At 72.3% G+C, this 26365-nt stretch carries 23 protein-coding genes; 11 read left to right on the plus strand and 12 right to left on the minus strand.

Annotation, left to right across the window (positions count from 1 at the left end; all coding sequences use genetic code 11):
- Window position 1: 1 nt before the first annotated feature.
- The 4 genes from ABT026_RS18620 to ABT026_RS18635 form a co-directional block, all read right to left on the minus strand.
- Window positions 2-664, minus strand: coding sequence for a hypothetical protein (locus ABT026_RS18620; RefSeq protein WP_351115657.1), 663 nt, complete (start codon window positions 662-664; stop codon window positions 2-4).
- The gene (locus ABT026_RS18625; RefSeq protein ID WP_351115659.1) at window positions 654-1073 is read right to left on the minus strand and encodes an SseB family protein; all 420 of its coding nucleotides are present in this window, start codon (window positions 1071-1073) and stop codon (window positions 654-656) included. The genes ABT026_RS18620 and ABT026_RS18625 overlap by 11 nt, the downstream gene beginning before the upstream one ends.
- A 156-nt stretch (window positions 1074-1229) precedes the next feature.
- Window positions 1230-2411 (minus strand): acyl-CoA dehydrogenase family protein, encoded by a 1182-nt coding sequence (locus ABT026_RS18630; RefSeq protein WP_351115660.1) that lies wholly within the window; start codon window positions 2409-2411, stop codon window positions 1230-1232.
- Window positions 2412-2686: 275 nt separating this feature from the next.
- Window positions 2687-3034, minus strand: a complete 348-nt coding sequence (locus ABT026_RS18635; protein ID WP_351115661.1) for a VOC family protein — start codon at window positions 3032-3034, stop codon at window positions 2687-2689.
- A 197-nt stretch (window positions 3035-3231) separates the two neighbouring features.
- On the opposite strand from ABT026_RS18635, the gene ABT026_RS18640 reads away from it, so the two are divergent.
- A complete protein-coding gene (locus ABT026_RS18640; protein ID WP_351115662.1) occupies window positions 3232-5091 on the plus strand; it encodes a TerD family protein in 1860 nt (619 codons plus the stop codon).
- A 22-nt stretch (window positions 5092-5113) separates the two neighbouring features.
- Here ABT026_RS18640 and ABT026_RS18645 read toward each other — a convergent pair whose 3' ends face one another.
- Window positions 5114-5566 (minus strand): nucleotide triphosphate diphosphatase NUDT15, encoded by a 453-nt coding sequence (locus tag ABT026_RS18645; protein ID WP_351115664.1) that lies wholly within the window; start codon window positions 5564-5566, stop codon window positions 5114-5116.
- 156 nt (window positions 5567-5722) lie between these two features.
- A complete protein-coding gene (locus ABT026_RS18650) occupies window positions 5723-6781 on the minus strand; it encodes an ABC transporter permease (RefSeq protein WP_502968004.1) in 1059 nt (352 codons plus the stop codon).
- A 236-nt stretch (window positions 6782-7017) separates the two neighbouring features.
- Between ABT026_RS18650 and ABT026_RS18655 the strand changes: the two genes are divergently transcribed.
- The 3 genes from ABT026_RS18655 to pntB all read left to right on the plus strand — a co-directional run bounded on the left by ABT026_RS18655 (window position 7018) and on the right by pntB (window position 11241).
- Entirely contained in the window at window positions 7018-7857 is an 840-nt protein-coding gene (locus ABT026_RS18655; RefSeq protein WP_351115665.1) for an endonuclease/exonuclease/phosphatase family protein, read from the plus strand.
- Between the two features lie 339 nt (window positions 7858-8196).
- The gene (locus tag ABT026_RS18660) at window positions 8197-9753 is read left to right on the plus strand and encodes a Re/Si-specific NAD(P)(+) transhydrogenase subunit alpha (protein WP_351115667.1); all 1557 of its coding nucleotides are present in this window, start codon (window positions 8197-8199) and stop codon (window positions 9751-9753) included.
- Window positions 9754-9759: 6 nt separating this feature from the next.
- Window positions 9760-11241 (plus strand): Re/Si-specific NAD(P)(+) transhydrogenase subunit beta, encoded by a 1482-nt coding sequence (gene pntB, locus ABT026_RS18665; RefSeq protein ID WP_351115668.1) that lies wholly within the window; start codon window positions 9760-9762, stop codon window positions 11239-11241.
- Between the two features lie 80 nt (window positions 11242-11321).
- Here the strand turns inward: pntB and ABT026_RS18670 are convergent, their stop codons facing one another.
- The 4 genes from ABT026_RS18670 to ABT026_RS18685 form a co-directional block, all read right to left on the minus strand.
- Entirely contained in the window at window positions 11322-11981 is a 660-nt protein-coding gene (locus ABT026_RS18670; RefSeq protein ID WP_351115669.1) for a response regulator, read from the minus strand.
- Complete coding sequence (locus tag ABT026_RS18675) at window positions 11978-13135, minus strand: sensor histidine kinase (RefSeq protein WP_502968006.1); 1158 nt, start codon at window positions 13133-13135, stop codon at window positions 11978-11980. Before ABT026_RS18675 ends, ABT026_RS18670 begins: the two co-directional genes overlap by 4 nt.
- Window positions 13136-13137: 2 nt before the next feature.
- Window positions 13138-13977: a CPBP family intramembrane glutamic endopeptidase gene (locus ABT026_RS18680; protein WP_351115672.1), complete on the minus strand. Its 840-nt coding sequence runs from the start codon at window positions 13975-13977 to the stop codon at window positions 13138-13140.
- A gap of 185 nt (window positions 13978-14162) precedes the next feature.
- On the minus strand, window positions 14163-15584 hold the full coding sequence (locus tag ABT026_RS18685) for an MFS transporter (protein WP_351115673.1): 1422 nt from the start codon (window positions 15582-15584) through the stop codon (window positions 14163-14165).
- A gap of 105 nt (window positions 15585-15689) precedes the next feature.
- Between ABT026_RS18685 and ABT026_RS18690 the strand changes: the two genes are divergently transcribed.
- The 5 genes from ABT026_RS18690 (at window position 15690) to ABT026_RS18710 (ending at window position 20845) form a co-directional block, all read left to right on the plus strand.
- Window positions 15690-16370 (plus strand): IclR family transcriptional regulator, encoded by a 681-nt coding sequence (locus ABT026_RS18690; protein WP_351115675.1) that lies wholly within the window; start codon window positions 15690-15692, stop codon window positions 16368-16370.
- A gap of 217 nt (window positions 16371-16587) precedes the next feature.
- Window positions 16588-17451, plus strand: coding sequence for an alpha/beta fold hydrolase (locus ABT026_RS18695; protein WP_351115676.1), 864 nt, complete (start codon window positions 16588-16590; stop codon window positions 17449-17451).
- Window positions 17452-17459: 8 nt separating this feature from the next.
- Window positions 17460-19169, plus strand: coding sequence for a bifunctional 3-(3-hydroxy-phenyl)propionate/3-hydroxycinnamic acid hydroxylase MhpA (mhpA, locus tag ABT026_RS18700; RefSeq protein WP_351115677.1), 1710 nt, complete (start codon window positions 17460-17462; stop codon window positions 19167-19169).
- Complete coding sequence (locus tag ABT026_RS18705; RefSeq protein WP_351115678.1) at window positions 19166-20104, plus strand: 3-carboxyethylcatechol 2,3-dioxygenase; 939 nt, start codon at window positions 19166-19168, stop codon at window positions 20102-20104. Before mhpA ends, ABT026_RS18705 begins: the two co-directional genes overlap by 4 nt.
- 204 nt (window positions 20105-20308) lie before the next feature.
- Entirely contained in the window at window positions 20309-20845 is a 537-nt protein-coding gene (locus ABT026_RS18710) for a hypothetical protein (protein ID WP_351115679.1), read from the plus strand.
- A 78-nt stretch (window positions 20846-20923) separates the two neighbouring features.
- Here ABT026_RS18710 and ABT026_RS18715 read toward each other — a convergent pair whose 3' ends face one another.
- A complete protein-coding gene (locus ABT026_RS18715) occupies window positions 20924-21814 on the minus strand; it encodes a glycoside hydrolase family 19 protein (RefSeq protein ID WP_351115680.1) in 891 nt (296 codons plus the stop codon).
- Window positions 21815-22068: 254 nt separating this feature from the next.
- Between ABT026_RS18715 and ABT026_RS18720 the strand changes: the two genes are divergently transcribed.
- Complete coding sequence (locus ABT026_RS18720) at window positions 22069-22638, plus strand: maleylpyruvate isomerase N-terminal domain-containing protein (protein WP_351115682.1); 570 nt, start codon at window positions 22069-22071, stop codon at window positions 22636-22638.
- A 1068-nt stretch (window positions 22639-23706) separates the two neighbouring features.
- Here ABT026_RS18720 and ABT026_RS18725 read toward each other — a convergent pair.
- Window positions 23707-24141 carry a contact-dependent growth inhibition system immunity protein gene (locus ABT026_RS18725; protein ID WP_351115683.1) on the minus strand — a complete coding sequence of 145 codons (435 nt, stop codon included), beginning with the start codon at window positions 24139-24141 and terminating at the stop codon, window positions 23707-23709.
- Window positions 24142-24342: 201 nt separating this feature from the next.
- Here ABT026_RS18725 and ABT026_RS18730 point away from each other — a divergent pair, with 201 nt between their 5' ends.
- Window positions 24343-26304 (plus strand): acyl-CoA dehydrogenase family protein, encoded by a 1962-nt coding sequence (locus ABT026_RS18730; protein WP_351115684.1) that lies wholly within the window; start codon window positions 24343-24345, stop codon window positions 26302-26304.
- Window positions 26305-26365: the final 61 nt, after the last annotated feature.

The following is a 26365-nucleotide window of genomic DNA, read 5'->3' on the forward strand; positions in this document are numbered from 1 at the left end:
CTCAGTTCCCCCCGCTGTCACCGCTCTGCTGCTGTTGCTCCTGCTGGGCGCGTTCCTCCGGTGACGGTCCGAACGTGTCGTCGAGCGCCTGGTTCCACTGGTCGTCGGTGATGCCGAGAGCGTCGTTGAGCATGTCCGCCTGGCGGCCGCCCTGACCCTCGGTCATCACCGTGCGGCCGGTGTCCTTCCAGGTCTGCTCGATGTCCTGCCCCGCCTGCTCGAAGGACTCCTTGCTCCAGTCCGGGTCCAGGTAGTCGGGCGTGAACACATCGCCCCAGCCCTGCTGGGCGATCTCCTCCTCACTGGCGTGCGGATTGCCGCCCGCCAGCGCGTTCACGCCCACCTTCATGGCGCCCTCGACGTACTGGTCGTGCTCCCACTGCGTACCTGCGGCCAGGCCCAAGCGGTTGGCGATCGCGGACGCGTCACTCACCAGCGCCCGCACACCCCACTCCCACCGCTCGCAGAAGTCCTCGAAGTCGACGGAGAGGCCGTGGTGGCCGGCCTCCATCCCGGTCATGGCCAGCGAGGAGAAGCCCTTGCCCATCACCGACCCGGTGGCGCCGCCCAGCTCGCCGAGCTGGTCGATGGTCGCCCCCACGCCTTGCGTGAACTTGACCACCGAGGCCTTGTCGAAGTTGAGGTCCATCCCGTCACCGCCCACGACCATCCCCCTCCGCATCGGTGTCCACGGCAGCGGCGTCGGGGACGATGCCGGTCACCGGCGGGAAGAACATCGCCCCGTCCTCCGTCGCGATGTCGACCGCGAGGCCGGCCGGCTCACCCAGGCCCGGCACGATCTCGTCCACGATCCGCGCACCCAGCAACGCCGCGTACTCCAACGGCCGGTCACCCGCCCCGCGTTGCACAGCGAACCGTGCCAGCGCCTCCTCGTCGGTGAACGCACAGATCCACCGCACACCACCCGAATGCGCGGACCACAGCCCGCCACCGCCGTCGGACGGCACCAGCAGAACCGACCGGCGCATCTCACCGACCAGGGCCCGCGGATCCCCGGCACCCGCTCTGCTGTCCGCGATGCGCTCGGCGAGCGCCGTCCTTGCCTGCTCCACGGTTCACTGCCCTCCCACGTCCCGGGTCCCTACTGGCACCGTAGAACAGGACGCACGTTCGCAGCACACGGTTCGCGCCCGCCACCGTTTGCCCCGGTTCAGCGCGGGACCGTCCGGTCTCGCAACCTGCCGAAACACGCGCGACGTGGCGGGACGTCACTCAGCCAGGTCGAGGAAGCTCCACCGCGCCTCGGGCCGGGCGCCGCTGAGCCACTTCCCGCAGTTCTGGAGCACCACGGGGCTCGAGGTGATGTGCTGGGTCCCCGTGTGGAGATCGCGCAGGAAGCGGTCGACCGGGCCGCGCCGGATCGCTGCCGAGCCCGCCCAGCGGTGGACCGTGTCACCGACCTCCCGCGCGGTCGACGTCGCGTGGTTGAGGACGAGGCGCAGCAGGGTGTCCTGTTTCGTGGTGAGCGGGTCGCCCGCGTCGAGGGTGGCCTCGAAGCCGCGCCACGTCTCCGTCACCCACGCCCGGGCCGCCCGGAGCCGGGCTTCGGCGGTCGCGTACTCCGCGTGGAACTGGGAGGTGTCGACGGCGGCGGCACGCGATCCGGTGCGGGCCCTGGCCACCTTCTGGAGCTCGTCGAGCAGGCGCCGTCCGACGCCGAGCGCCCAGCCGGTGTGACCGATCGCGGCCATGTTGACCAGACCGAGCCGGTAGACGGCGCCACCGTTGACCGGGGTGGTCGTGGTGGCGAGGTAGGTGTACTCGTGAGGGACGTACACCTCGTGGCAGTGGTAGTCGATGCTGTGCGTCGCACGCAGCCCGAGCACGTCCCAGTTGCCGTCGAGCACGACCTGCGACTTCGGCATGGTGAGGATCCGCATCTCCCCGGTGCCCTCGACCTGGATCAGGCTGTGGACGTGCGTGGCGTGCGCCATTCCGGAGGCGAACTGCCAGTTGCCGCTCACCAGGTAGCCGTCCTTCACCGGAACTGCCCGGCCGGGCCGGGTGCCGTGCCCGGCGACCAGCGCGTACCGCCCGCCGGCGACGTCGGGGAACAGGTCGGACGCCGCGGCGTCCCCGATGAAGGCCGCGGTGGAGCCGGTCACCAGCTGCAGGGCGAACATCGTCCAGCCGGCCGCGGCGTCGTGGTAGCTGAGCCGCTCGACCGCCTCGATCAGCTGAGAGGGGGTGAACTCGTACCCGCCGAGGCTCTTCGGCAACTCCGCCCTGACGATCCCCGTGTCGAGCAGGGCCCGGGCGGTGTGTTCGGGGAGTCTGCCGAGCTTCTCCGCGGCATCCGCGTCCGCGTCGAGCGACTTGCCCAGTGCGTCGATCCGGTCCAGCAGTGCGGGCAGTTCCGGGCTGTGGTGCAGTCGAGCCGTGGCAGTCATGCCGTACCTCTCTCACCGTTGCTGATGGAACGTCATGTCACGTGTGCAGAGCTGAAGTTGACCGGGTGGGCCGGGGCGTGGCCCGCCATGCGCGATCGTCTCACGCGAGGGATCGCTCGTCCGCGAAGAGCCGCAAAGCGGGCTTCGGGACGTCCCGGCCATCGCGATGCCGCGCAACCGCCGAGGCCACGGCGGGGCCTGGCCGTGCCGGGCGTGACGCCGGCGGGACCGCGCCGGAACGCGACCCGGCCGACGCGTCGTCACGGCGGGGACCGTCAGCGGTGGCCCAGCACGTTGACCACGCGGCCGTTCGGGTCACGGACGAAGAACCGGCGCACTCCCCAGTCCTCTGTCCGCAGGGAGTGGACGATCTCCGCGCCGCTCTCCAGCACGGCCGCGTAGGCGGCGTCCACGTCGTCCACTTCGACGCTCATGTCCGGAACGACGGGTGCGGTCCTGTCGCCGGCCATGAGACTGACCTGCGCCGTGGGACTGGACGGTGACGCGAGCGTCATGATCCAACCGAGGTTCATGACCTCCTCGAAGCCGAGCAGACCGTAGAACTCCCGGCTCTCCTGCACGGCGTCCGAGTGGATGTTGGGTACGACCCGGCGAACGGCCATCGGCAACTCCAAAGTGGTTCGGAACCGGTGTTGAGGCTCTTCAGGACTACTACGCCATCACCGGGCGCCGCGCGCACTTCGGCCCACGCCTTGGGGAGATCCGCGGTGCGCGTGAGCCGGCCATGGGAAAATCGCCCTGGTCGACCATGAGCGCGAGACGGCTGCGTGCCACTTGCACACCGGGAGGGGAGCCCGAGATGGCCCTGCTGTCAGCGAGCCCGAAGTGGCCCACGCTGCCCGAGTACGTCCGTGACTGGGCGCTCGTGGACGTGGAGCCCTCCGGGCTGCGGCCCGGCCGGGACCGGGTTCTGTCCCTCGCGGTCGTCACACTGGACGGGCAGGGCCGGCAGACCGGCGAGTTCTCCACCCTCCTCGACCCCGGCTGCGACCCGGGGCCGGTGCACGTTCACGGGCTCACCCGCGCGCGCCTGGCAGGCGCACCGACCTTCGAGGAGATCGCGCCGCGGGTCGGCGCGCTGCTGAGCAGTCGCGTCCTGGTCGCCCACAACGCGCAGTTCGACTACGACTTCCTGGCCCACGAGTTCGCCCGCGTGCGGTCGTGGGTTCCTGTGAGCAACCGTCTGTGCACGCTGGCTCTCAACCGGCTGGTGGCGCCCGCGACGCCGGACCTCAAGCTGGGGACGCTCGCCACGCACTACGGCGTGCGTCAGGAGCGGGCCCACGACGCGCAGGACGACGTCCGTGTCCTCACGGGAATCCTGCGTGGTTCGCTCGACGCCGCCGAGCGGCTGGGCCTGAGCCTTCCGCTCCTGTCCTGTCCGCCGCGCCAGGACTTCAAGCCCTACGTGCCGAAGACTCCCTGTGCCTACCGGAACCCCGGCCGGCTGCACGAGGGCGGGCCCCTGGTGCAGGGGATGAAGGTCGCCGTCACGGGGGAGACCGGGACGGCCCGCGAGGAACTGATCGCCCGCTCGGTGGCGGCCGGCCTCAACATGATGACCACGGTCAGCGGGCAGACCAGTGTCCTGGTCACCAACGATCCTTCCGAGGGGACCACCAAACTGCGACGGGCCGTCGCCGCAGGCGTTCCCCTGGTGGACGAGCGGACGTATCTGCGACTGCTTGACGACGTGCGACCCGGCCAGGCCAAGGGCGCGACCCGACCCGGCGCCCCCGACCGGCCTCGCGCCGCGGCGACGCCGGCCCCTCCCCAGCTGCCGGCTCAACGCGCCGCCGCGTCCCCCGCACGGACCGCTTCAGCTGGGGCGGACCGGCCGCTCGCCGGGCGCCGCGTGCTGGTTCTGGGCGGCACCCACGAGGCAGCCGCGGCGGAACGTGCGCGTGCCGTCGGCCTCGGGGCTTCGGCGGCGGTCAACCTCTCGGCGTCGGTCACCGACGTCGTGCTGCTGCCCGGTGGGGAGTCGGACCGCCGGATGAGCCGCATCGGCTTGCTCGGTCTCCCCGTCCACGACGCGAACTGGCTCCTCCGTGCACCCGCTCCGGCCCCTGCCGCGGAGTCCCGGCCCCAGCCCATGTCGGAGGGCGCGGAGGCATCCGAGCCGCGGGACACGGCAGAGGTCCTGGTCCGGGGTGCGGTCGTCGACCTGCCCGACACCGCCGGGGTGTGGACGGTGGCGGCCACCTGGGGGCAGCTCGCCAGATGTGAGGTGGATGTCGTCGCCTTCGTGGTGGACGCGCGGGAACAGGTCCAGGGAGACGAGGACTTCGTCTTCTACGGTGCTCCCGAACACCCGGACGGCACGGTCCGGCTCGCCGTCGGAGGCCCGACGGAGCAGGCCGTCGACGTCCACCTGGAGCGTCTGCCCCTGGAGGCGAGCAGGGTCGTGATCGCGGCGGCGATCGACGGTGCGGCGACCTTCTCCGACATCGGCGCGGTGGAGATCCTCGCCACCTGCGGGGTCGGCGCGGCCCCCACCGCCCGGGCCACCCTCGACGCCGCGACCACCGAGCGCAGCATGATCCTCGCCGAGGTCTACCGCCGGGGCGACGGCTGGCGCCTGCGTGCAGTAGGACAGGGCTACGATCACGCTCTCGCGGACCTCGCCCGGCACTACGGCGTCGACGTCGCCGATTGACGGCCGGCGGCGGAGAGGGTCTTCATCCCCGTCCCGGGACGGCGGCCCCCGCCGTGGCCGGGTACAGGGTCCAGCCGTCGGGGGCAGGGCGGCCGAGCCATGCCGCGGTGAGTGCGGCGGTCGCGGGGAACAGCGGGGTCGGGAGTTCGGTCGGCGCGGTCCAGGTCCATCGTTCGAAGACGTCCGGTTCGGTGAGGGAGGCCACCGGGGCGTCCGACACGGTACGCACGACCACGCCGGCGGTGAGGTGGGTGCGGTCCGAGGCGGTCTCCAGCGCGAACGCGAAGACCCGCGCGTCCCGCACCTCCCGAATCCCGCTCTCCTCGACGATCTCGCGGACGGCGGCCTCCTCGCAGCTCTCTCCCGGTTCCAGGTGGCCGCCGGGCAGGCACCACGAGGCGGGTTCGCCCCGCTTCGCCCGGCGCCCTAGGAGAAGGCGGCCGTCCGGTCGCAGCAGCACCGCGCCGACGCCCACGACGGGCGGGCGACCCCTGGCCGGGGAGGAGCCACCGAGGAACCCGGATCCGTCAACGCCGGTGCGGGGGAGGCGGGTTCACTGGTCATCGCCGCCACGATTCCACGGAACAGCCGAACGTGGTAGCCCGCCGAGGCGCCCGAACAGGCGGCGTCGTCACTCCTCGGCCTCGGCCGGACGGGGATCACGGCCCCCGGGGTGCCGGTGCCGCCAGACCCAGAAGACCGTGCACGACAGCAGGGCCCACCCACCCAGCACCAGGAACGGGAACACGTGCTGGTGGCCCTGGAAGTACACCGCCGTGTGCTGGGCGTTGACCGAGGCGCCGGGCGGCCACTTGCCGATCGCGCCCAGCGGGGAGGGCAACAAGGGCCATGACACCGCGCCGCCGGAGGAAGGGTTGCCCAGCAGGACCATCAGCCCCCACGTCGGCAGGATCGCCCAGCGTCCGACCAGGGTGTTGAACATGGTGAAGACCATGCCGCCGGTGAACAGGGTGAGTGTGAGGATGAACCACGACTCCACGAACGGCAGGTCGAGCGCTCCGAGCAGCCAGTCCACGGTCGCCGCGATGGCGAAACCGCCGAGCAGCGCGTAGGCGAGGGTGTACAGCGTTCGTTCGAGGGGGGTCAGGGACCGCGCGTGCACACTGAGCTGGATCGCCCCGAGGAAGCCGATGACGACGGCGGCCAACGTGATGTAGAAGATCGCCAGCCCTCGCGGGTCGCCCTTCTGGAGCGGGTTGAGGTCCCGGACGGTGACCCTGACGCCGGTCCTCGCTCCCACGGCCGGCGCCGTGTCGGCCAGCACCTCGGCGACCGAGGCTCCGGAGGCGCCCGAGAGGTCCAGGACCGCGGTCCTCCCGTCGTCGCGGACGTCGAAGATGGCGAAGACCTTCTGGTCGTCCATGGCCTGGCGGGCGGCGGCGACACCGTCGTAGGCGTGCAGCTTCACGGACGCGTTCAGCGCCTTCTCCAGACCGTTCAGGAAGGCCTGCCCGCGGGCCTGTTCGTACGAGCCGACGACGGCGGTGGGGATCGAGCGCGGCGTCGGATCGGCCATCGAGTAGGTGTACGAACCGGCGAAGAGGCCGGCCGAGGCCGCCAGGATGAACACCAGCACGGTGGCGGGCCACAGCGGCGTCCGCCGGAAATCGTGCCACCGCTGCCGACGGCTCGAGTGCTGGGCCTGGGCACCTTGGAACATGTCCGCCATGGCCTGGACACTTCCACAAAGAGGTGTCATGGCATCGAAGGCGTCGCCGCCCCGCGGGGCGTCCCACCCGCCCGGCGTGCGGACCGCGTCGCCGGGGCACGCCGGGCGCGGGGCCGCGCGTAAGGTCGGGAGGGCAGCGCCCGGGGGATCCGCGAACGAACCGCCGGTCCCGGGCGTCGCGCCCGGTCCCGGGGACGGCACAGGACGCCGGACGGATCGACGTGGAGGGGGCCGACGTGGCCGGAAGACGCAGGTGGCTGCTCGCGGGCGCACTGATCGCCGCCGGCACGACGCTGCTCGGCCCGTCCGTGCCCGGAGGTGGCCTCTTCGCACGGGCCCTGCCCGCCGACGCCCCCCGTGAGGTCGTGCCCCACCGGGTCATGACGTGGAACCTCTGCAACCCCTGCGGCGCACGGAACGTCGACCGGGCGAGGGAGATCGCCCTGTACGCCCCGCAGGTCGTCGCGTTGCAGGAGGCGTGCGTGAGCGACGTCGAGAGGATCCGCGACCACCTGCGGCGCTACTACGGGCTGGACTACCACGCCGCGTACGGGCCGGTCCTGCGTCATCGGGGGCGGTGCGGGGGAACGCCGTGGACCCCGGGCGGCTACGGCCAGGCCATCCTGTCGGCGGCGCCGATGACGGACCGTGCGGTCGTGGAGTACCCCGACGGCGGATCGGAGGACCGCGGATACCTGGCGGTCACCACGACGGTGGACGGCCGGTCCGTCCGGGTGTTCACCACCCACCTCGCCCAACGGCGCCAGGAGGGTGTCCGCGCCCGGCAGGCCGAGGTCCTCGCCGCCGCGATCGCCCGGTACGACCGCGCCGTCGTGCTCGGTGACTTCAACGCCGTACCCGCCGCGCCCGAACTGGCACCCGTGTGGTCCCTGGCCGCCGACGCGGACTCCCGCTGCCGGCCGTCGTCGCTCGACGGCTGCCCGACGACGACGGACTGGCGCGCACGGTTCGACTACGTCTTCCTGCGGGGCGTCACCGCGCTCGGGCAGCGGGTGCGGCCCACCTCCCACTCGGACCACGACGTGCTGTACGCGGACCTGGACCTCTCCCGCTGAGCGGACCGGATGCGGCACAGCCGCCGGCAGCCGCGGGCGTCGTCCGGAGCCGCAACGGTCCTGCACAACTCGTCCTCCCACCCGCCGGGTCGCGACGGTCGGGCCCCGCGCCGACGTCGGCGGGGCTCCGTCCACCCGACGCCGCCTCCCACCGCCAGGTGAAGCACATCACCGTTCGTTCGCGTTGGCGCGCACCCGCTCGGCCGGTAGTTTCCAGCGATCAATGGGAAGGACGTTGTACGACTCCCCTCGAACGCAGTTACCGCGAACGCAGTTACCTCGAACGCAGATACCCCCTCGCACCATCCTCCGACGATCCTCTGACGAGAGATACCGGTCATGTCTGCCCAAGAACCCACACACAACCCTCCGCAGCGCATCGGCGTGGTGGCCGAGTCCGTCCCCGGCGAGACCCGCGTCGCGGCGACCCCCGCGACGGTGCGGCAACTGCTGAAACTCGGCTACGAGGTCGTGGTCGAACCCGGAGCGGGTGAGCCGTCCGGCTTCACCGACCAGGCGTACGCCGAGGCGGGCGCCGGGACCGGTGAGGCATGGGGCGCCGACGTCGTGCTGAAGGTCAACGCCCCCTCGGAGGCGGAGATCGCCCGGCTCAGGCCGGGCGCGACCGTGGCGGGCCTGCTCGCCCCGGCGCAGCGGCCCGAGCTGCTGCGGACGCTGTCCGACGCCGGGGTGACGGCCCTCGCCCTCGACGCCGTGCCGCGCATCTCCCGCGCCCAGTCGATGGACGTGCTCTCCTCGATGGCGAACATCGCGGGCTACCGCGCGGTCGTCGAGGCCGCGCACGTCTTCGGGCGCTTCTTCACCGGCCAGGTCACCGCGGCGGGCAAGGTGCCGCCGGCGAAGGTGCTGGTCGCCGGTGCGGGCGTGGCCGGACTCGCGGCCATCGGGGCGGCCTCCAGCCTCGGCGCGATCGTGCGGGCCACCGACCCGCGCCCGGAGGTCGCCGACCAGGTGAAGTCCCTGGGCGGCGAGTACCTGCCGGTGCACGTGGAGCAGGAGGCGAGCACCGACGGCTACGCCAAGGCCACCTCGGCCGACTACGACCGTGCCGCCGCCGAGCTCTACCACCAGCAGGCCGCCGACGTGGACATCGTGATCACCACCGCGCTGATCCCCGGGCGTCCCGCGCCGCGTCTGCTGACGGCCGAGGACGTCGCCGTCATGAAGCCGGGCAGCGTCGTCGTCGACATGGCGGCCGCCCAGGGCGGCAACGTCGAGGGCACCGTGCCCGGACGCACGGTGGTCACCGACAACGGCGTCACCCTCATCGGCTACACGGACCTCGCCTCCCGCCTCCCGGCGCAGGCCTCGCAGTTGTTCGGCACCAACCTGCTCAACCTGGTCAAGCTGCTCACGCCCGGCAAGGACGGCCGGCTGGCGATCGACTTCGACGACGTGGTGCAGCGGGCCGTCACCGTGGTCCGCGACGGCGACGTGACGTGGCCGCCCCCGCCCGTCGCGGTGTCCGCCGCGCCGGCCGCACAGCCCGAGAGCGCCCCCGTCGTGGCCGAGCCGAAGAAGCCGCGGACGACGCCGGCCGTCCGCTTCGGCCTGATCGGCCTCGGGCAGCTGGCGCTGTTCCTGCTCGTGGCCTTCGCCCCTGCCCAACTGGCGCAGAACTTCACGGTGTTCACGCTCGCCGTGGTGATCGGCTACTACGTCATCGGCAAGGTGCACCACGCGCTGCACACACCGCTGATGTCGGTCACCAACGCCATCTCCGGAATCATCGTGGTCGGCGCCCTGCTCCAGCTCGGCCACGACAGCCGGATCGTCACCGCCCTGTCCTTCACGGCCATCCTGCTGACGAGCATCAACGTCTTCGGTGGTTTCGCCGTCACCCGCCGCATGCTGTCCATGTTCTCGAAAGGCTGAGCCGAGATGACTTCCCTGACGGCCTCCCACGCGGCCGACCTGGTCGCCGCCCTGTTGTTCATCCTCAGCCTGGCCGGCCTGTCCCAGCACCGCACCTCCCGGGCCGGCGTCGTCTACGGCATCGCGGGCATGGCGCTCGCCCTCGCCGCCACGGTCGTGGTGGCGGCGAGAGCCGGAACGGCGGGCACGGTCGGGCTGATCGTGCTGGCGATGGCGCTCGGCGCGGTGCTCGGCCTGTGGCAGGCGCGCCGCGTCGAGATGACCCAGATGCCCGAACTGATCGCGGTGCTGCACAGTTTCGTCGGCCTGGCCGCCGTGTTCGTGGGCTGGAACAGCTACCTGGAGGCGGAGTCGAACGACACGGCGCGCCAGGCCCTGTCGGACGCCGGTCTGCTGGGCATCCACCACGCGGAGGTGTTCATCGGCATCTTCATCGGCGCGGTCACCTTCACCGGCTCGATCGTCGCGTACCTGAAGCTCTCGGCGCGGATCAAGTCCCGCCCGCTGACCCTCCCGGGCAAGAACGCCCTGAACCTCGGCGCGCTCGGCGCCTTCGTGCTGCTGACGGTCTGGTTCGTCGTCGCCCCGAGCCTGCCGCTGATGATCGTGGTCACCGTGCTGGCGCTGGCACTCGGCTGGCACCTCGTCGCCTCGATCGGCGGCGGCGACATGCCCGTCGTCGTCTCCATGCTGAACAGCTACTCGGGCTGGGCCGCGGCGGCGGCCGGCTTCCTGCTCGACAACAACCTGCTGATCGTCACCGGCGCGCTGGTCGGCTCCTCCGGCGCCTACCTGTCCTTCATCATGTGCAAGGCCATGAACCGCTCCTTCCTCTCCGTGATCGCCGGCGGTTTCGGCATCGAGGCGCCGTCCGGCGGTTCCGAGGAGCAGGGCGAGCACCGCGAGGTGCGCGCCGCCGACGTGGCCGAGACGCTGGCCCAGGCCCGCTCGGTGGTCATCACCCCCGGCTACGGCATGGCCGTCGCCCAGGCGCAGCACCCGGTCGCCGAACTGACCCGGCGTCTGCGGGAGCGTGGCGTCGAGGTCCGCTTCGGCGTCCACCCCGTCGCCGGCCGCCTGCCCGGGCACATGAACGTGCTGCTGGCCGAGGCCAAGGTGCCCTACGACATCGTCCTCGAGATGGACGAGATCAACGACGACTTCGCCGCCACCTCGGTGGTGCTGGTCATCGGCGCCAACGACACCGTCAACCCGGCGGCGGAGGAGGACCCGTCCAGCCCCATCGCCGGCATGCCGGTGCTGCGGGTCTGGGAGGCGGAGCAGGTCGTCGTCTTCAAGCGGTCCATGGCCTCCGGCTACGCGGGCGTGCAGAACCCGCTGTTCTTCCGCGAGAACAGCGGGATGTTGTTCGGCGACGCCAAGCAGAGCGTGGAGGACATCCTGAGCGCGCTCGGCCCGGACGGCCCGGACCGGGCCGCCGGCGGCCGGGCGGCGGGAACGGACGGGGGTCTGGCGGTGGTCGGCTAGCGGAGATCGGGGGCCCCGGCCGGCAGGAGCGGCCGGGGCTCCGGCGGGGCGGTCGGACGCACCGCACCGTCCCCCGGCCGTCAGGTGACCAGGCCGGTGCGGTAGGCGTGGACCACCGCCTGGACGCGGTCGCGGAGCTGGAGTTTGGTGAGGATGCGTGAGACGAAGGTCTTGACCGTCTCGGGGCTGATCACCAGGGCCTCGGCGATCTCGCTGTTCGACAGGCCGTTCGCGACCAGGCGCAGCACCTCCAGCTCACGGGGGGTCAGCGGGGTCTTCGGCGGGGTGCCGTCGGTGGGGCGGATCCGGGCCGCGTACCTGCCCACGAGCCGGCGCGTCACCTCGGGGTCCAGCAGGGCCGCCCCCGTGGCCACGGTGCGGATGCCGTGCAGCAGCCGGTCGGGCGGGGCGTCCTTGAGGAGGAACCCGCTCGCCCCGGCGCGCAGTGCCTCGTACACGTACTCGTCCAGGTTGAACGTGGTGACCACCAGGACCTTGACGGGGTGCGTCACCCGCTCACCGGCGAGCAGGCGGGTGGCCTCGATGCCGTCGAGCACCGGCATCCGGACGTCCATCACCACCACGTCCGGCCGGAGCCGGGCCGCCAGGTCGACGGCGGCCCGCCCGTCCCCGCACTCGCCGGCCACCTCGAGGTCGGGTTGCGCGTCGACGATCGTCACCAGGCCGGTGCGGACGAGCACCTGGTCGTCGCAGACCAGGACCCGGATCGGCGCGGTCACGACGGGCCTCCGGCAGGTATCCGTGCGCGCACCGCGAAGCCGCCACCCGTTCGCGTGCCCGCCGTGAAGTCGCCGCCGAGGACGTCGACCCTCTGCCGCAGACCCTCCAGGCCCCGTCCGCTCCCACCCGGGGACACGGTCGTCGAACCCGTCCCCTCCGTGGCGACCTCCACAGTGATCTCCCTTGCCGTGTGGTGCACGTGCACGGTGGTGCGGCTGCCGTGCGCGTACTTGAGCGCGTTCGTCAGGGCCTCCTGCACCACGCGGTAGGCGACGAGGTCGGCGCTGCCGGTCGACGTGGCCGGTGTCCCCTCCTCGGTGAACTCCACCGGCTGTCCCGCCTCGCGTGTCCGCTCCACCAGCGTGCGGAGCTCGCCGACGGACGGTGTCCTGTCCCCGGGGCCGCCGGTGCCGTGGTCGGGGTTGAGCAGGTCGAGCAGGTGCCGCAGGTCGGTGACGGCCCGCCGGCCGGTGCCGGCGACGGCGGCCAGCGTCTCGTCGAGGCGTTCCGGCGAGGCGGTCAGATACCGGGCCGCCTCGCACTGCACCACCATCGCCGTCACGTGATGGGTCACGACGTCGTGCAACTCGCGCGCGATGCGGGCGCGTTCGTCGGCGAGCGTGTCCTCGGCGACGCGGCGGCGACGCTCGGCCTCCGCGGCGCGCGTCGAGCGCAGCCACCCCCCGGCACCCCAGGCGAGGACCAGCGCCAGGTAGAACATCACGAACCCCTCCGCCGTCTCGTCCCCGCCGAGCCGGTGGAGCGTGACCGCGAGCGCCACGTACGCCACGGTGAGGACGAGCACGGTGGGGCGCCGGTGCCGCTCCAGGTGCGATCCCGCACTCAGCAACGCGATCGGCAGCGCCGAACCGGCGACCAGGTGGTAGCCGCGGACCTGGTCCAGGGCGAAGCCGAGCGACACCAGGGCCAGGCACAGGGCGGGCGCCCGGCGACGCACGGTGAGGGACAGACCCTGGAGCGCGGCCGCCGCCAGTGTCCACGCGTCGAAGGGCCGGGGCGGCATGCCCCCGAGCTGCGACCCCAGGTTGTGCAGGGCCGGCACGAACGACGTGGCGAACAGGAACAGCGCGAGCGGGAGGTCCCGGACCATGACGCCCGACCGGCGCCACAGCTCCGGGATCCGCCGACGCATCGTCACCGGGGGAGTGTAGCGAGGGCCGCCGTCCGCTCCGTGCGCCCGCGACGGGGAACCAGACGGCCACGCCGGCGGGCCACCAGGAGGAAGACCACCCCGGCCAGTACACAGAACACCAGCGCGTACGGGCTCCCCTCCGGCCCGAACGCCCCTCCGGTGACCCACGCCGGGCCGGTCGTCACGGAGTCCAGCAGACCGTGCGAGGCGCCGTTGCCGGAGACCTCGGCGCTGAAGACGCCGCCGGCCGCGAAGTTCCACCCGAAGTGCACGCCGATCGGCGCCCACAGCCGGCGGGTGGCGACGTACGCCGCGGTCAGCATGCCGCCGGCCTCGACGGCGACGGCGAAGGCGCCGTAGAGGTCCGCGTCCGGATTGGCCAGATGGAACGCGCCGAACAGCAGCCCGGACAGCGCCATCGCCCACCACGTGCCCAACCGTTCCTCGGTCACCCGGAACAGCACGCCGCGGAAGAGGAGTTCCTCCGTCACGGCGGCGGCCGCCATGAAGCCGACGAGCCCCACCGCTCCGGGCACCGAACCCAGGCCGGTGACCTCGTAGTACCCGAGGAACGCGATGTTCGCGACGACCACCCCGAACAACGCGAGCCCGAGCAGCGTTCCCAGGCCGCACCCGGCCGCGAAGCCCTTCCGGCCCAGCTCCGTGACGGCGCGGTGCTCGGTCCGCGCCACCACCCACCGGTAGACGAGTACCGCGAGCACGGACGTCGCGACGCCGAGGACGAGGGTGAGCCACGGACCGTCCTCCTGCACGGCCGCGACCGCCCCGCCGCCGGCCATGGCGACCACCGCCACGGCCACCAGCTGCCATATCAGCCTCATGAGGAACCCCTTCACCCGTGCGCCTGCGTGCGCTTCAGCAGCGCGCGGCCGGAGCGCCGCGGCTGCCTCGACGGTACGAACCGGGGGGTCCCCCCGTCGTCACCCGACGGTGGACACCTCCGCGTAGCTCGCACGGGGGACAGGCGGGCGCCCCCGGAGGCCGCAACGGGTCGGTCGGGGCCGCCTCAGCGGACGTCCGCGGTCCTCCTGCCGGCGCCCGCCGCCGAGGTCCCGCCCGCCGAGCGGGCCGTGCCGCCGGAGCTTCCGGTGGTCCCGTCGGAGTCCTCCGCGTCCATGGCGTCCTCGCGGTGGCGGCCGCGGTAGGTCAGGTGGAGCGCCGTGACGGTGACCGCGGAGACGGCCATGACGACGCCGTAGAGGCGGTAGAGCTCCTCGGGAGTGAACCCGCGCTGCTCCAGGAAGGTCGCGATGTTGGGGGCGAAGAAGGCGACGATCCGGCCGACGCCCATCATCAGGCCGACGGCGGCCGTGCGGATGGCGAGCGGGTAGATCGACGGGCTGATCGCGTAGTACGCGGCGACGCCGCCGTTGACCGCCAGGCCGATCAGCACCGCGAGCACCAGGACCGCCGTCCGGTCGTCGAACCAGGCGGCGAAGACGAAGAAGACCACGCACCCGACGGCGCCGATGAGGGCCGTCACCAGGCGCGGGTGGAGCCTGCGCGAGACGGCGGCGAAGAGCAGGGCGCCGACGACGCCGCCCGTGGCGACCAGCGCCTGGGCGCGGATGCCGAAGTCAGGGTCCCCGGTGGTCTGGGTGACCAGCTTGGCGGTCAGGCCGTTGGCGAAGTAGAAGGCGCCGATCACCAGGGCGTAGGACACCCACAGCAGCAGGGTGCGGGGCAGCATGACGCCCTTCCACATGCCGCCCGCGAACGTCACCTTCCGGGCGTCCTGGGCCGGGGGGAGCGCCTCGACGGGCGCGACGCCGAGCTTCGCCGCGATGCGGTTGTACTCCCGGAGCGCGCCCGCCGGACGCCTCTCGACCAGGTGACCGACCGACTCGGGAAGCGACCGGTACGCGAGGAGCAGGAGCAGCGCGGTGACGACCGCGGCGAAGAAGTACGGCCCCCGCCAGGTGAAGGCGTCGATCAGCCACACCGACAGGAAGCCGCCCACGGCCGCGCCGAGCGGCAGGCCGATGCCGTAGACGCCCATGACGACGCCCCGACGGCGCCGGCTGGAGAACTCGGCGCACAGCACGCTGACGCTCGGCACGATCGCGCCGAGGAAGAGCCCGGCGAAGAAGCGGAAGGTGAGGAACAGCCCGAACGACGGCGCCAGCCCGCTGAGGACCATGCCCAGCACGATCAGCCCGAGCGCGCCGAGGATGTGCCGGCGTCGCCCGATCCGGTCGGCGATCGGGCTCAGGAGCGCCGCCCCGACACCCATGCCCAGCGTCCCGAAGGAGGCGACGAGGCCCTGCTGCCCCGTGCTCAGCGACCAGTGCTCGGTGAGAGCCGGGAGGGTGTACGAGGTGATCAGGATCTCGTACCCGTCGATCATCGTCAGCAGGATGCAGATCGCCACGATCACCCACTGGAAGCGGGTCATCGGGTTCTGCCGAATCGCGTCTCTGAGGTCCATCAGCTCTCCTAGTGCACATAGCGCACGTCCTCGTGCATTTGCTGAAGACTGGTGTCCGTGCGCCGTGCTGTCAAGACCTTGCCGCGCGCCCCGTAGGCTCGGCGCATGGCTGAGACCTCACGCGCCGCCGGCGCCCAGACCCTGGCCCGAGGCCTTCGCGCCCTCGAACTGGTGACCACGGCCCGCGACGGGCTGACGGTCCAGGACGTGGCCGACCAGCTCGACGTGCACCGTTCGATCGCCTCACGCCTGCTCAGCACCCTCGCCGACTTCCGGCTCGTGGTGCGCGGCGGCGACGGCCGCTACCGCGCGGGCGTCGGTCTGGCCGCCCTGGCCGACGGCATCCACGCGACGCTCCGGGCGGCCGCCGAGCCGGTCATGCGCGACCTCGCGGCCGAGCTCGGCGCCACGATCTCCCTGCTGGTGACCGAGGGGGCCGACGCGGTGGCGCTGCTGGTGATGGAGCCTCCCGGGGCGAGCTACGTGCTGTCGTTCCGCACCGGCAGCAGGCACCCGCTCGGCCGGGGCTCGGCCGGCGTCGCCCTGCTCGCCGCCGGCGCCCCCGCGCCGGGGGACGCGGCCGACGTCGTCCAGGCCCGGGAGCGCGGCTATGCCGCCACCTTCGGCGAGGTCGAGCCCGGCGCGTACGGCGTGGCCGTGCCCATCGCCGTGCCGGGGCTGCCCGCGGCGTGCCTGAACCTGATCACCTACCGCGCCGAGGTCGCCGAGAAGGCGCCGGGGTCGCTGACCGCCGCCTCGGCGCGCCTGGCCGAGCGCCTTGCCTGACCTCGCCCGGCGCGCAGGCCCGACGATGCCTGACGCGGCCGCGTGACCTCGCCCGACGCGGCCGCCTGACCTCGCCCGACGCCAAGCGACCGACCTCGCCCGACGCCGACGCCACGGGGCCGTGGGATTGACTTCACGGTCCGATGGTGGTGCTATGACCTGCATCTGGACGTGCAAATAACGCGTGAAGGCGTGCACATGTAGCACAGGAGACGTCATGGCTCTCACTCAGGAATCCGCGTCCCGCGACCTCACCCTCCCGTCGGGCACGCACCTTCGTTACTACGAGGCCGGCGACGCCTCGGCCCCGCCGGTGGTGCTCCTCCACGGATCGGGCCCGGGCGCGACCGGCTGGTCGAACTTCTCCGGGAACATCGGCGTCATCGCCCAGGGTGGCTTCCGCGTGCTCGCCCCCGACATGCCCGGCTGGGGCGAGTCGGACGCCGTCGCGACCACCGACATGGACCACGACGCCGACCTGATCGCCTTCCTCGACGTCCTCGGCATCGAGAAGGCGGCCCTGGTCGGGAACTCGATGGGCGCGCACACCGCGATCCGGTTCGCCACCCTGCACCCCGAGCGCATCAGCCACCTGGTCACCATGGGCGCCTCGCTCGGCCGCGGCCGGACGAAGAACCTCTTCTCGGCGGCGGACGGTCCCAGCGAGGGACTGAAGGTCATCGCCCGCGCCTACCGCGACGCCGGCCCGGAGAACATGAAGGCCCTGGTCGAGATCATGACCTTCGACAAGGAGCGCTTCGCGACGCCCGAGCTCACGCAGGCCCGCTCCGCCGCGGCGCTGGCCCGCCCCGAGCACCTGCGCAACTACGTCGAGGGGCTCCCGCACGGCGCCCCCATCCCGGTCAAGGTCGACCGCGACCTGATCCCGGACATCACGGTGCCCACCTTGATCGTGCACGGCCGCGACGACCGCGTCCTGCACTACGAGGTCAGCCTCTGGCTGACCGCCAACATCCCCAACTCCCGCCTCGTGCTCCTCAACCGCTGCGGGCACTGGGCCATGATCGAGCACGCCGACGAGTTCAACCGTCTCGTCGTGGACTTTCTCTCCCACAACTGAGGCCGCGCATGTCCACCCCCACCCTCGACACCGACGTCGTGGTCGTCGGAGCCGGCCCCGTCGGGCTCACCCTCGCCAACCTGCTCGGCGTGCGCGGTCACCGCGCCGTCGTCCTGGAGGCGCGCCACGAACTGATCGACTACCCCCGCGGCGTCGGCCTCGACGACGAAGCCATCCGCACCCTCGCCACCGCGGGGCTGTGGGAGCGGGTCCGGCCCTACACCGTTCCGCACCACGTCGTACGGCTCGTCAACGGCACCGGTCAGGTGCTCGCCACCAACGACCCCAGGACGCAGGAGTTCGGGTATCCGCGCAAGCACGGGTTCATCCAGCCGCTCGTCGACAAGGAGCTGGCGGCCGGGCTCGGACGCTTCCCCGGGCAGGCACTGCGGTTCGGCCACCGGGTGACCGGCCTGGAGGACCGCGGTGACCACGTCGCCGTCACCGCCGAGCGACTCGACGCCGACGGCGCCGTCCTGGAGACCGTCACCGTCACCGGCCGGTACGCCGTAGGCTGCGAGGGCGGCAGTTCCTTCACCCGCAAGTGGATGGGCGTGGAGTTCGAGGGGAAGTCGCCCTCGACGCGCTGGGTCGTGGTGGACGTCGCCAACGATCCGATCGGCACCCCGTCGGTCTACCTCGGGGCCGACCCCCGCCGCCCGTACGTGTCCATCGGCCTGCCGCAGGGGGTGCGCCGCTGGGAGTTCATGCTCCACGACGACGAGCCCACGGACCTGGTCGACGACCGGAACTTCATGAACGGGCTGCTGAAGCGGCACGTGCCCGACCCCGAGGCGCTGGAGATCATCAACCAGCGCACCTTCACCCACCACGGGCGGGTCGCCGCCGACTTCCGCAAGGGCCGGGTCTTCCTGGCGGGCGACGCCGCGCACCTCATGCCGGTCTGGCTCGGCCAGGGGTGGAACTCCGGCATCCGGGACGCCACCAACCTCGCCTGGAAGCTCACCGCCGTGCTGAACGGCGACGCCGGTGACGCCCTCCTCGACACGTACACGACGGAGCGCCGCAAGCACGCCTCCGACATGATCGACGTCAACATGACCGCCGGCACCGTGATGAAGATGCGGCCCCTCGGCGGCTGGCTGCGCGACCGCGCGGCCACGGCGCTCAACCTGGTGCCGACGTGGAAGGCCTACTTCAGCGAACTGCGCTTCAAGCCGATGCCGCGCTACGCGGCCGGTGTCGTCGTCGACCAGGTGACGCTGAGGCCCGGCACCGCGCAGGCGACCTTCAAGGGCGGGAAGCTCTTCCCCTTCGTCGACTCGCCCGGCTCGGCCTCGCCGGTCGGACTGCAGTTCATCCAGCCCCGCGTCACCACCTGCGACGTCGAGGACGTCCTGCTGGACGAGGTCACCGGCGACTGGTGGACCCTGGCGTCCTGGGGCGGCGACCCCACCGCCCATCTCACCCCCGCCGACCTGGAGTTCGTCCGCCGCCACCGGATCAAGCTGGTCTCCTTCGTGCCCGAGACCCAGCGGGAGTGGGCGCAGAAGCGGTTCGCCGGCTCGCCCGCGCCGGTCACCGTGGTCGGCGACCCGTCCGGCGCGCTCAAGGACTGGTTCGACGTCCGTGCCTGCGGCACCGTCGTCCTGCGCCCCGACCGCTTCGTGGCCGTCGCCTGCCTGAGCCAGCAGACCTCCCAGGCGCTCGCCGCGCTCCGGCGCGCCGGAGCACTCGCGAACGGAGTTCCCGCATGAGTCTCGCCCTCGTCACCATGTCGCACTCGCCCCTGCTGGAGTTCAACGACCCGCCGGCCGAGGTCAAGGCAGAGGTCGACGCGGCCTTCGCGCAGGCCCGCTCCTTCGTCCAGGACTACGACCCGACCCTGGTGGTCGCCTTCGCCCCCGACCACTACAACGGCTTCTTCCACGACCTGATGCCGCCGTTCTGCATCGGTTTCGAAGCCCTCGGCGTCGGCGACTACGGCACCGCCGAAGGACCGCTCGACGTTCCGGCCGAACTCGCCGAACGGCTCGCCCAGCACGTGATCGACCGCGACCTCGACGTGGCGATCTCCCGGCGGATGGAGATCGACCACGGGGCGGTCCAGCCGCTGGAGATCCTCCTCGGCGGCATCGACACCGTGCCCACCGTCCCGGTCTTCGTCAACGGGGTGGCGAAGCCGTTCACCTCCATGCGCCGGGTCCGCCTGCTGGGCGAGGCCGTCGGCTCGTTCCTGGCCACCCTCGACGAGCGCGTCCTGGTGATCGGCTCAGGCGGACTCTCCCACGACCCGCCGGTGCCGCAGTGGGCCACCGCCGACGCACCGGCGCGCAAGCTGCTGCTCGACGGACGCCACCCCACCGCCGCGGCCCGCGACGCCCGCCAGCAGCGCGTCATCGAGGCCGGCCGGGCGTTCGCGGCCGGCACCGCCACGATGCGCGACCTCAACCCGGAGTGGGACCGGGCACTGATGAAGACCCTGGCCTCCGGGGACCTGACGGCGATCGACACCATGGATCCCGAGAAGATGGCCGCGGACGCGGGCAACTCCGCCCACGAGGTCCGCACCTGGGTGGCCGCCTTCGCCGCGCTCGGCGCGGCGGGACGGTACGCGGTCGACACCCGGTACTACCGGCCGATCCGCGAGTACATCGCCGGCTTCGGGGTGATGACGGCGAGGACCGTCTGACGAGGACGAGGACGAGGACGAGGGCGGAGACGGGGAGGCCGGAGGTTCGGGAGGGACGGTTCGCGCGGTGCGACGGCATGCCGCCGCGCCGGTGCGCCCCTTCGGGCGGACCGTCCGGGCTCGCCTGCGTGGCGTCGGGGCCGCCGGCCACCCCTTGGGCGAGCATGTGCGGGCCCAGCCCTTGACCCCCACCGAGGCGATGCGATGCCCGACCACGCCGACGACGTCAGCCGTGAGGGCGGCGCGCCCGGAGCCGTGCCGCGGCGCCGCATGCCGGAGCAGTGGCTGTTCAGCGGGACGTACGGACTGGTGCTGGCCAGCGCCATGATCTCCGCGCTGGACTCGACGGGCGAGACGGCCGATCCCGGTTCGGACGCGTTCTGGGTGGTGCTCACCGCGGTGGCGTCGGCCGCCGCCCACGGCTACGCCCACGTCATCGCCCACCGCGCCTACGTCCGCGGGGGAGGGGGCCCGACCAGGCGGCAGGCGGTTGCCGCCGAGTGGCCGCTGGTCGTGGCGGTGCTGCCCACGGTGGCCCTGCTCCTGGCCGCACTCGCCGGATGGTGGGCCGAGGAAACGGCCGTGGACGTGGCCCTGCTGCTGAACACCGTCGCCCTGTTCGGCGTGGGGGTCCGGGCCGCCCGCGTCGCCGGCCGCCGCTGGCCGCCCTCCTTGCGGGCAGGGGGCATGGACATGCTGCTCGGCCTGTTGATCATCGCGGCGAACGCCCTGATCCACTAGCCGGGCCCGGTGACTGAGCAGGCCGCGTACGGCATCGCCCCCACCCGGGCGGGGTGGGGGCGACGGCCGGAGCGGGGCTCAGCAGTACAGGTTGCCGCCCGGGTCGACGCCGAGGATCTGCGCGAAGCGCTGGTAGGTGCTGACCCGGCTCTGCACCTGGGCCGGGTTCCTGCCGTCGCACTCCAGCGAGCCGTTGATGGAGCGGATGGTCTGGCCGAAGCCGGCGCCGTTCACCATGGCGTTGTGCGGGGTCATGCTGCCGGGGCCGCTCTGGGTGTTCCAGTACCAGAGGCCGGTCTTCCACGCGACGGCCGCGTCCCGCTCCACGAGCCACGGGTCGTTCAGCAGGTTGATGCCCAGCGCGTCGCCGGCCGCCTTGTAGTTGAAGTTCCAGCTGAGCTGGATGGGGCCGCGGCCGTAGTAGGCGGCCTGGCCCGCGGGACAGCCGTACCACTGGCTGGTGTCGCAGTAGTGCGGGTAGTTGGCGGTGTTCTGCTCGACGACGTGCACCAGCCCGCCGGTCTCGTGGCTCACGTTGGCCAGGAACGCGGCGGCCTCGCGCTTCTTGGTGGTGTCGTCCCCGGTGGTGGCGAAGCCGGGGAAGGCGCTGAGCGCGGCGGTCAGGCCGCTGTAGGAGTAGAAGGAACTCCGGTTCGGGAACATCTGGTTGAACTGCGTCTGGCTGACGACGAACGAGCCGACCGGCGTGCCGGAGCCGCTGTCGCAGGCGTAGGGGTCCCAGTACCAGGTGCTGATGGTCGGGTCGTAACCGGGGTTGTCGTGCTCGGCGATGTAGGCCTTGCCGTCCGTGTAGCGCACGATGGCGCCGGTGGCGTAGGACTTCCCGGCGACCCAGTTGGGGTAGCTGGAGCAGGCGGCCGCGGATGCCTCGGTCGCCGGCAGGAGCACGGGCGTGGCGGCGGACAGGGCGAGAACGGCGACGGCGGCGGACAGGCGGCGTTTCGACACGAGGTCAACTCCCTGCGAACGGAGGCCGAACCCGCCGTGACGACCGGGGCGGACCGCGTACCGACGCACGCGACCGGGCCGGCCGTGGTGTGGGGGACGGCCGTGGTGGGGGGTGTGGAGCCCACACTCAATCGCATTGGTCTGTACCAGTCAAGGTGCGTCATTGAGCCAACTCGGCCTGCTTCTCCTAGGGTTGGTGCCGAATGCTCCGTCGTGCCGGTCGGCGGGGCGACGAGCCCTGCGAGGAGCACCGAGTGGACCACCGGGACGTGCGGGCCGCCGTGGCGCAGATGCTGGAGGTGCTGGGACCGCGTACGGGCGAGGACTGGACGGTGCCGGCCGGCCCGCTGGAGTGGAGCTGCCGGGAGACGGCCGTGCACATCGGCCACGACCTGCTGGCCTACGCGGGCCAGCTCGCCGCGCGCCCGGCCGACGCCTACCTCCCCTTCGACCTGTGCGTGCACCCCACCGCCTCGCCTGCCGAGGTTCTGCAGGTGGCCGCCGCCTGCGGGGAGCTGCTCGGCAGCGCGCTGGCGACCGCCGACCCGTCCCTGCGGGCCTGGCACTGGGGTCCGTGCGACCCGACGGGGTTCGCGGCGATGGGCGTCGCCGAGACCCTGCTGCACACCCACGACATCACCCGCGGGCTGGGCGTGGACTGGACGCCGCCGGCACGGCTGTGCGCGGCCGTGCTCGAGCGGCTGTTCCCCGACGCCCCGACCGGTGAACCGGACCAGGTGCTGCTGTGGTGCACCGGACGCGGGGACCTGGACGGTCTGCCCCGCAGGACCTCGTGGATGTGGCAGGCGGCACTGTCCGACTGAGCGCGGGCGACCCGGCGGAACCGGGAGCCACCGTGCTCGTTCCCTCCGCCCCGACGGGTTGCCCCGGCCGTCACCGGCCTCCGTGGTCCGCCACGTAGGTGGAGATCAACTCCCGCAACGCCCTCGGCACGCATGCGGTCCTCGCGCTGGGCGCGCAGGGCGTCGTCGGCGGCGTGGAGACGCGCCAGGGCAGCCGGCTCGCCGTCCACCAGGCCGTCGACCAGGTCGGGGACGGTGATCAGGTCGAGGCACTCGCTGAACAGGCGACGGGTGGCGGGCGAGGGCGCTTCGGGAGCCGGGGCCGCGAAGCCGGCGGTCACGTGGCGGACCGGGTCGGTCAGGCTCCAGCCGACGACGGCGCCGCGCTGGACGAGGAGGGCCACGTCCGGGGCGATGCCGATGCGGGCGTCCAACGCTTCGTCGAGGACGGCGATGTCGCGCAGGCAGGTCAGCACGGTGTCGCCGGGGGCCCGGCAGAGCACCGTGCACATCGGGTGGCGGAAGTCCCGGATCTCCTCCGCCCGCAGCCCTCCCGGGACGACTGCCGGGGCGAGCGGGACACGGGCGGCCTCCTCGGCCGGGACGGCCTCCTGAGGCATCTGGAACTCGGCCCCCACCAACCTCCTGCTGTCCGGATCGAAACGGAGGACGTCCGGGTCGTCCCACAGGTGGGGCTCACTGCCGAAGGTGTCGGTGAGGAACCGGACGCGCTCAACCCGGTCGTTCCACGGGCCGAGGTCCAGGACGCCCTCGGCGAAGCGGGGCGTGGCGCGCAACGGCTCGCCGGTCACCGTCGCGTGCCAGTCGGCACCGAGGTTCAGTCGCATGGACGCCCGGCCTCACCAGGAGCCTGTCGGCCGTGCGCCGAGTCCACCAGGACGTGCCGGTTCACCGTGCGTGTTCCTCCCTCAGTTCGCCGACGAACGCCAGGAGGGCGTCGGCGCGGTGACGGTCCTCGTCCAGGCTCCGCAGTGCGGTCTCGAGTGCACCGAGCCGGTGCAGGGCCGACGGTACCCGGTCCCTCACCGTGTCGAGCAGCGGAGTGGTGATCAGGTCCAGGGACGGCCGTCACCGTGCGAGCAGGTCCGCGACCGCGGTGCGGAACGCGTTTACGTCCGGTCGCAGGGACGGGGACAGTTCCGGGAGGAGGCGAAGGATGTCGTCGAGGTGGCGGACCCATTCCGGATGGTCCCGCCACACCTCGCCCCGACGCGTGACGACCGCGAACAGGAGGTCGTCGTCGAGCCAGAACCGTCCGGCCTCACGGGGCGCCGTCGCCCGCAGGTGGTCCAGGGCCCGCGGCAGGAGCTGCCGCAGCCCGACGTCCTGGGTGATCAGGCGGCTCATGTCCTCCGGCGCCAGCTCCCGCACGGGCCGCTTCCGCAGTGCGTGCACGGCACGGACGAGGGCGGTGGATCCTGACGGCGGGTCCGGCCAGCGGTCGCCTTCCAGCTCCTCGAGGGAGCGGGTCGTGTCCACGGTGGCGGACAAGGTCTTCTCCATCCCGGAACCCTTCCATGGTGTCGAGCGGGTGCCGATGCCCCACGTTCCGGCACCGTGGATCAGGACGCACGTCCGGGAGCGGCGGTTCACGGCAGCGGGTCGTTCTCGGCCGCGGAGCCGGGCCCGCCCGCGCGTCGCCCGAACGGCCCCAACTGCCGCGGCCGACCGCTTGACCTGCCCGGACCGGGGTAGCGAAGGGGCATGGCCACCGACGCTACCCAGACTTCCGAGAGCGGTTGGACGCAACCCGAGATCGACGTCCCGGCACTGACCGAGGTGCTCGACGGCGGGTACTCCGAGATCCGCGACCTCGTCCGCACCAACCTGGTGAGGTACGCCTCCGTCCTGGAGGAGGCCGACGCCCTCGACCTCGACGCCTTCCGTGAGCGGGTGCGCGAGCTGGTGGTCGAGATGGCCGCCACCGGCCAGACCGGCATGGGCTTCCCCCGCGAGTACGGAGGGGGCGGCGACGTCGGAGCGTCCATCGCGGCGTTCGAGACCCTCGCCTTCGGCGACCTGTCCGTCCTCGTCAAGGTCGGCGTGCAGTTCGGGCTCTTCGGCGGCGCGATCCTGCACCTGGGCACCGAGCGGCACCACCAGGCGTACCTGCCCGACCTGATCACCGGGCGGCTGATGGGCTGCTTCGCGATGACCGAGACGGGGCACGGATCCAACGTCCAGGCCCTGGGGACCGTCGCGACGTACGACCCCGACGCCCAGGAGTTCGTCATCACCACCCGGGGCGACGAGGCGCGCAAGGACTACATCGGCAACGCGGCCCGCCACGGCGAGCTGGCGGTCGTCTTCGCCCAGCTCGAGGTGGGCGGCCGGTCCGAGGGCGTGCACGCGTTCGTCGTGCCGATCAGGGCCGGCGGCGAGCCCGCACCCGGCGTCTCCATCGAGGACGACGGCCGCAAGATGGGCCTCAACGGGGTGGACAACGGCCGCATCCGGTTCGACGGCGTCCGGGTGCCGCGCGAGGCGCTGCTCAACCGGTTCGCCGACGTCACGCCCGAAGGCGTGTACGAGAGCTCCATCGAGAACCCCCACCGGCGCTTCTTCACCATGCTCGGCACCCTCGTGCAGGGCCGGGTCAGCGTCGCCGGCGCGGGGATCAACGTCGCCAAGGTCGCCCTCGCGATCGCGGTCAAGTACTCCGTGCAGCGACGGCAGTTCGAGGCGGAGTCGGACACGCAGGAGCAGCTGCTCCTCGACTACGGGCTGCACCAGCGCCGTCTGCTGCCGCTGGTCGCGCGCACCTACGCGCTGCATTTCGCGCAGGACGTGCTGCGGGCCCAGCTGCACGACGTGTTCTCCGGCATCGAGGACGACCCGCAGGCGCGGCGACTGCTGGAGGCGCGGGCCGCCGGGACCAAGGCGCTCGGCACCTGGCACGCCACCCGGGTCGTCCAGGAGTGCCGCGAGGCGTGCGGCGGCGCCGGGTACCTGGCGGTGAACCGATTCGCCGCCCTGAAGGCCGACAGCGACATCTTCACCACCTTCGAGGGCGACAACCACGTCCTGCTCCAACTGGTGGCCAAGGGTCTGCTCACCCACTACGCCAGCGAGTTCGAGGACCTGGACCAGCTCGGCATGGTCCGTTACGTGGCCGGTCTCGCGGTGGAGACGGTGATCGAGAAGACGTCGGCCCACAAGATGCTCGAACGGGTCCGCGACCTGCTGCCCGGAGGCGACGACTGGGACCGGGAGGCCGGCCTGCTGGACCCGGAGTACCAGCTCGCCATGCTGCGCTTCCGGGAGGAGCACATGCTCGCGGGCCTGGCCCGCCGGCTGAAGCGGGGGATCGCCCAGAAGCGCAACGCCGGCGTCGTCTTCTCGCAGGTGCAGGACCACGTCATCGCCGTCGCCCGCGCGCACGTCGAGCGGCTGGTGCTGGAGGCGTTCGTGGAGAAGGTGCAGGCGCTGCCGGAGGGCGGGAACAAGGCGGCGCTGAACCTGATGTGCGACCTGTTCGCCCTGTCGACGATAGAGGAGGACCGGGCCTGGTTCATGGAGCACGGCCGGCTCACGGTCCAGCGGTCCAAGGCCGTCAGCCGGGAGGTGAACGCCCTGTGCCGCAAGGTCCGGCCGCTGGCGGTCGACCTCGTCGACGCGTGGGGCGTCCCGCCCGAGATGCTGCGCGCGACCGCCCTGGTGGAGTGACGCTCGGTCAACTGCGGTGCACGGGACGTGAGTTGCTCGCGTCACCGTAGGGCCTGTCGGA

The sequence above is a fragment of the Streptomyces sp. NPDC002734 genome, assembly GCF_040295685.1.
Classification (GTDB): Bacteria; Actinomycetota; Actinomycetes; order Streptomycetales; family Streptomycetaceae; genus Streptomyces.

Bases quoted from the DNA above. Each gene is read 5' to 3' on its own strand.
- ABT026_RS18640 (WP_351115662.1), top strand. From the start codon at position 3,232: ATGGCCCTGCTGTCAGCGAGCCCGAAGTGGCCCACGCTGCCCGAGTAC.
- ABT026_RS18630 (WP_351115660.1), bottom strand. From the start codon at position 2,411: ATGACTGCCACGGCTCGACTGCACCACAGCCCGGAACTGCCCGCACTG.
- mhpA (WP_351115677.1), top strand. From the start codon at position 17,460: ATGTCCACCCCCACCCTCGACACCGACGTCGTGGTCGTCGGAGCCGGC.
- pntB (WP_351115668.1), top strand. From the start codon at position 9,760: ATGACTTCCCTGACGGCCTCCCACGCGGCCGACCTGGTCGCCGCCCTG.
- ABT026_RS18690 (WP_351115675.1), top strand. From the start codon at position 15,690: ATGGCTGAGACCTCACGCGCCGCCGGCGCCCAGACCCTGGCCCGAGGC.
- ABT026_RS18675 (WP_502968006.1), bottom strand. From the start codon at position 13,135: ATGCGTCGGCGGATCCCGGAGCTGTGGCGCCGGTCGGGCGTCATGGTC.
- ABT026_RS18650 (WP_502968004.1), bottom strand. From the start codon at position 6,781: ATGGCGGACATGTTCCAAGGTGCCCAGGCCCAGCACTCGAGCCGTCGG.
- ABT026_RS18695 (WP_351115676.1), top strand. From the start codon at position 16,588: ATGGCTCTCACTCAGGAATCCGCGTCCCGCGACCTCACCCTCCCGTCG.
- ABT026_RS18730 (WP_351115684.1), top strand. From the start codon at position 24,343: ATGGCCACCGACGCTACCCAGACTTCCGAGAGCGGTTGGACGCAACCC.
- ABT026_RS18635 (WP_351115661.1), bottom strand. From the start codon at position 3,034: ATGGCCGTTCGCCGGGTCGTACCCAACATCCACTCGGACGCCGTGCAG.
- ABT026_RS18680 (WP_351115672.1), bottom strand. From the start codon at position 13,977: ATGAGGCTGATATGGCAGCTGGTGGCCGTGGCGGTGGTCGCCATGGCC.
- ABT026_RS18685 (WP_351115673.1), bottom strand. From the start codon at position 15,584: ATGGACCTCAGAGACGCGATTCGGCAGAACCCGATGACCCGCTTCCAG.
- ABT026_RS18660 (WP_351115667.1), top strand. From the start codon at position 8,197: ATGTCTGCCCAAGAACCCACACACAACCCTCCGCAGCGCATCGGCGTG.
- ABT026_RS18725 (WP_351115683.1), bottom strand. From the start codon at position 24,141: ATGGAGAAGACCTTGTCCGCCACCGTGGACACGACCCGCTCCCTCGAG.
- ABT026_RS18705 (WP_351115678.1), top strand. From the start codon at position 19,166: ATGAGTCTCGCCCTCGTCACCATGTCGCACTCGCCCCTGCTGGAGTTC.
- ABT026_RS18710 (WP_351115679.1), top strand. From the start codon at position 20,309: ATGCCCGACCACGCCGACGACGTCAGCCGTGAGGGCGGCGCGCCCGGA.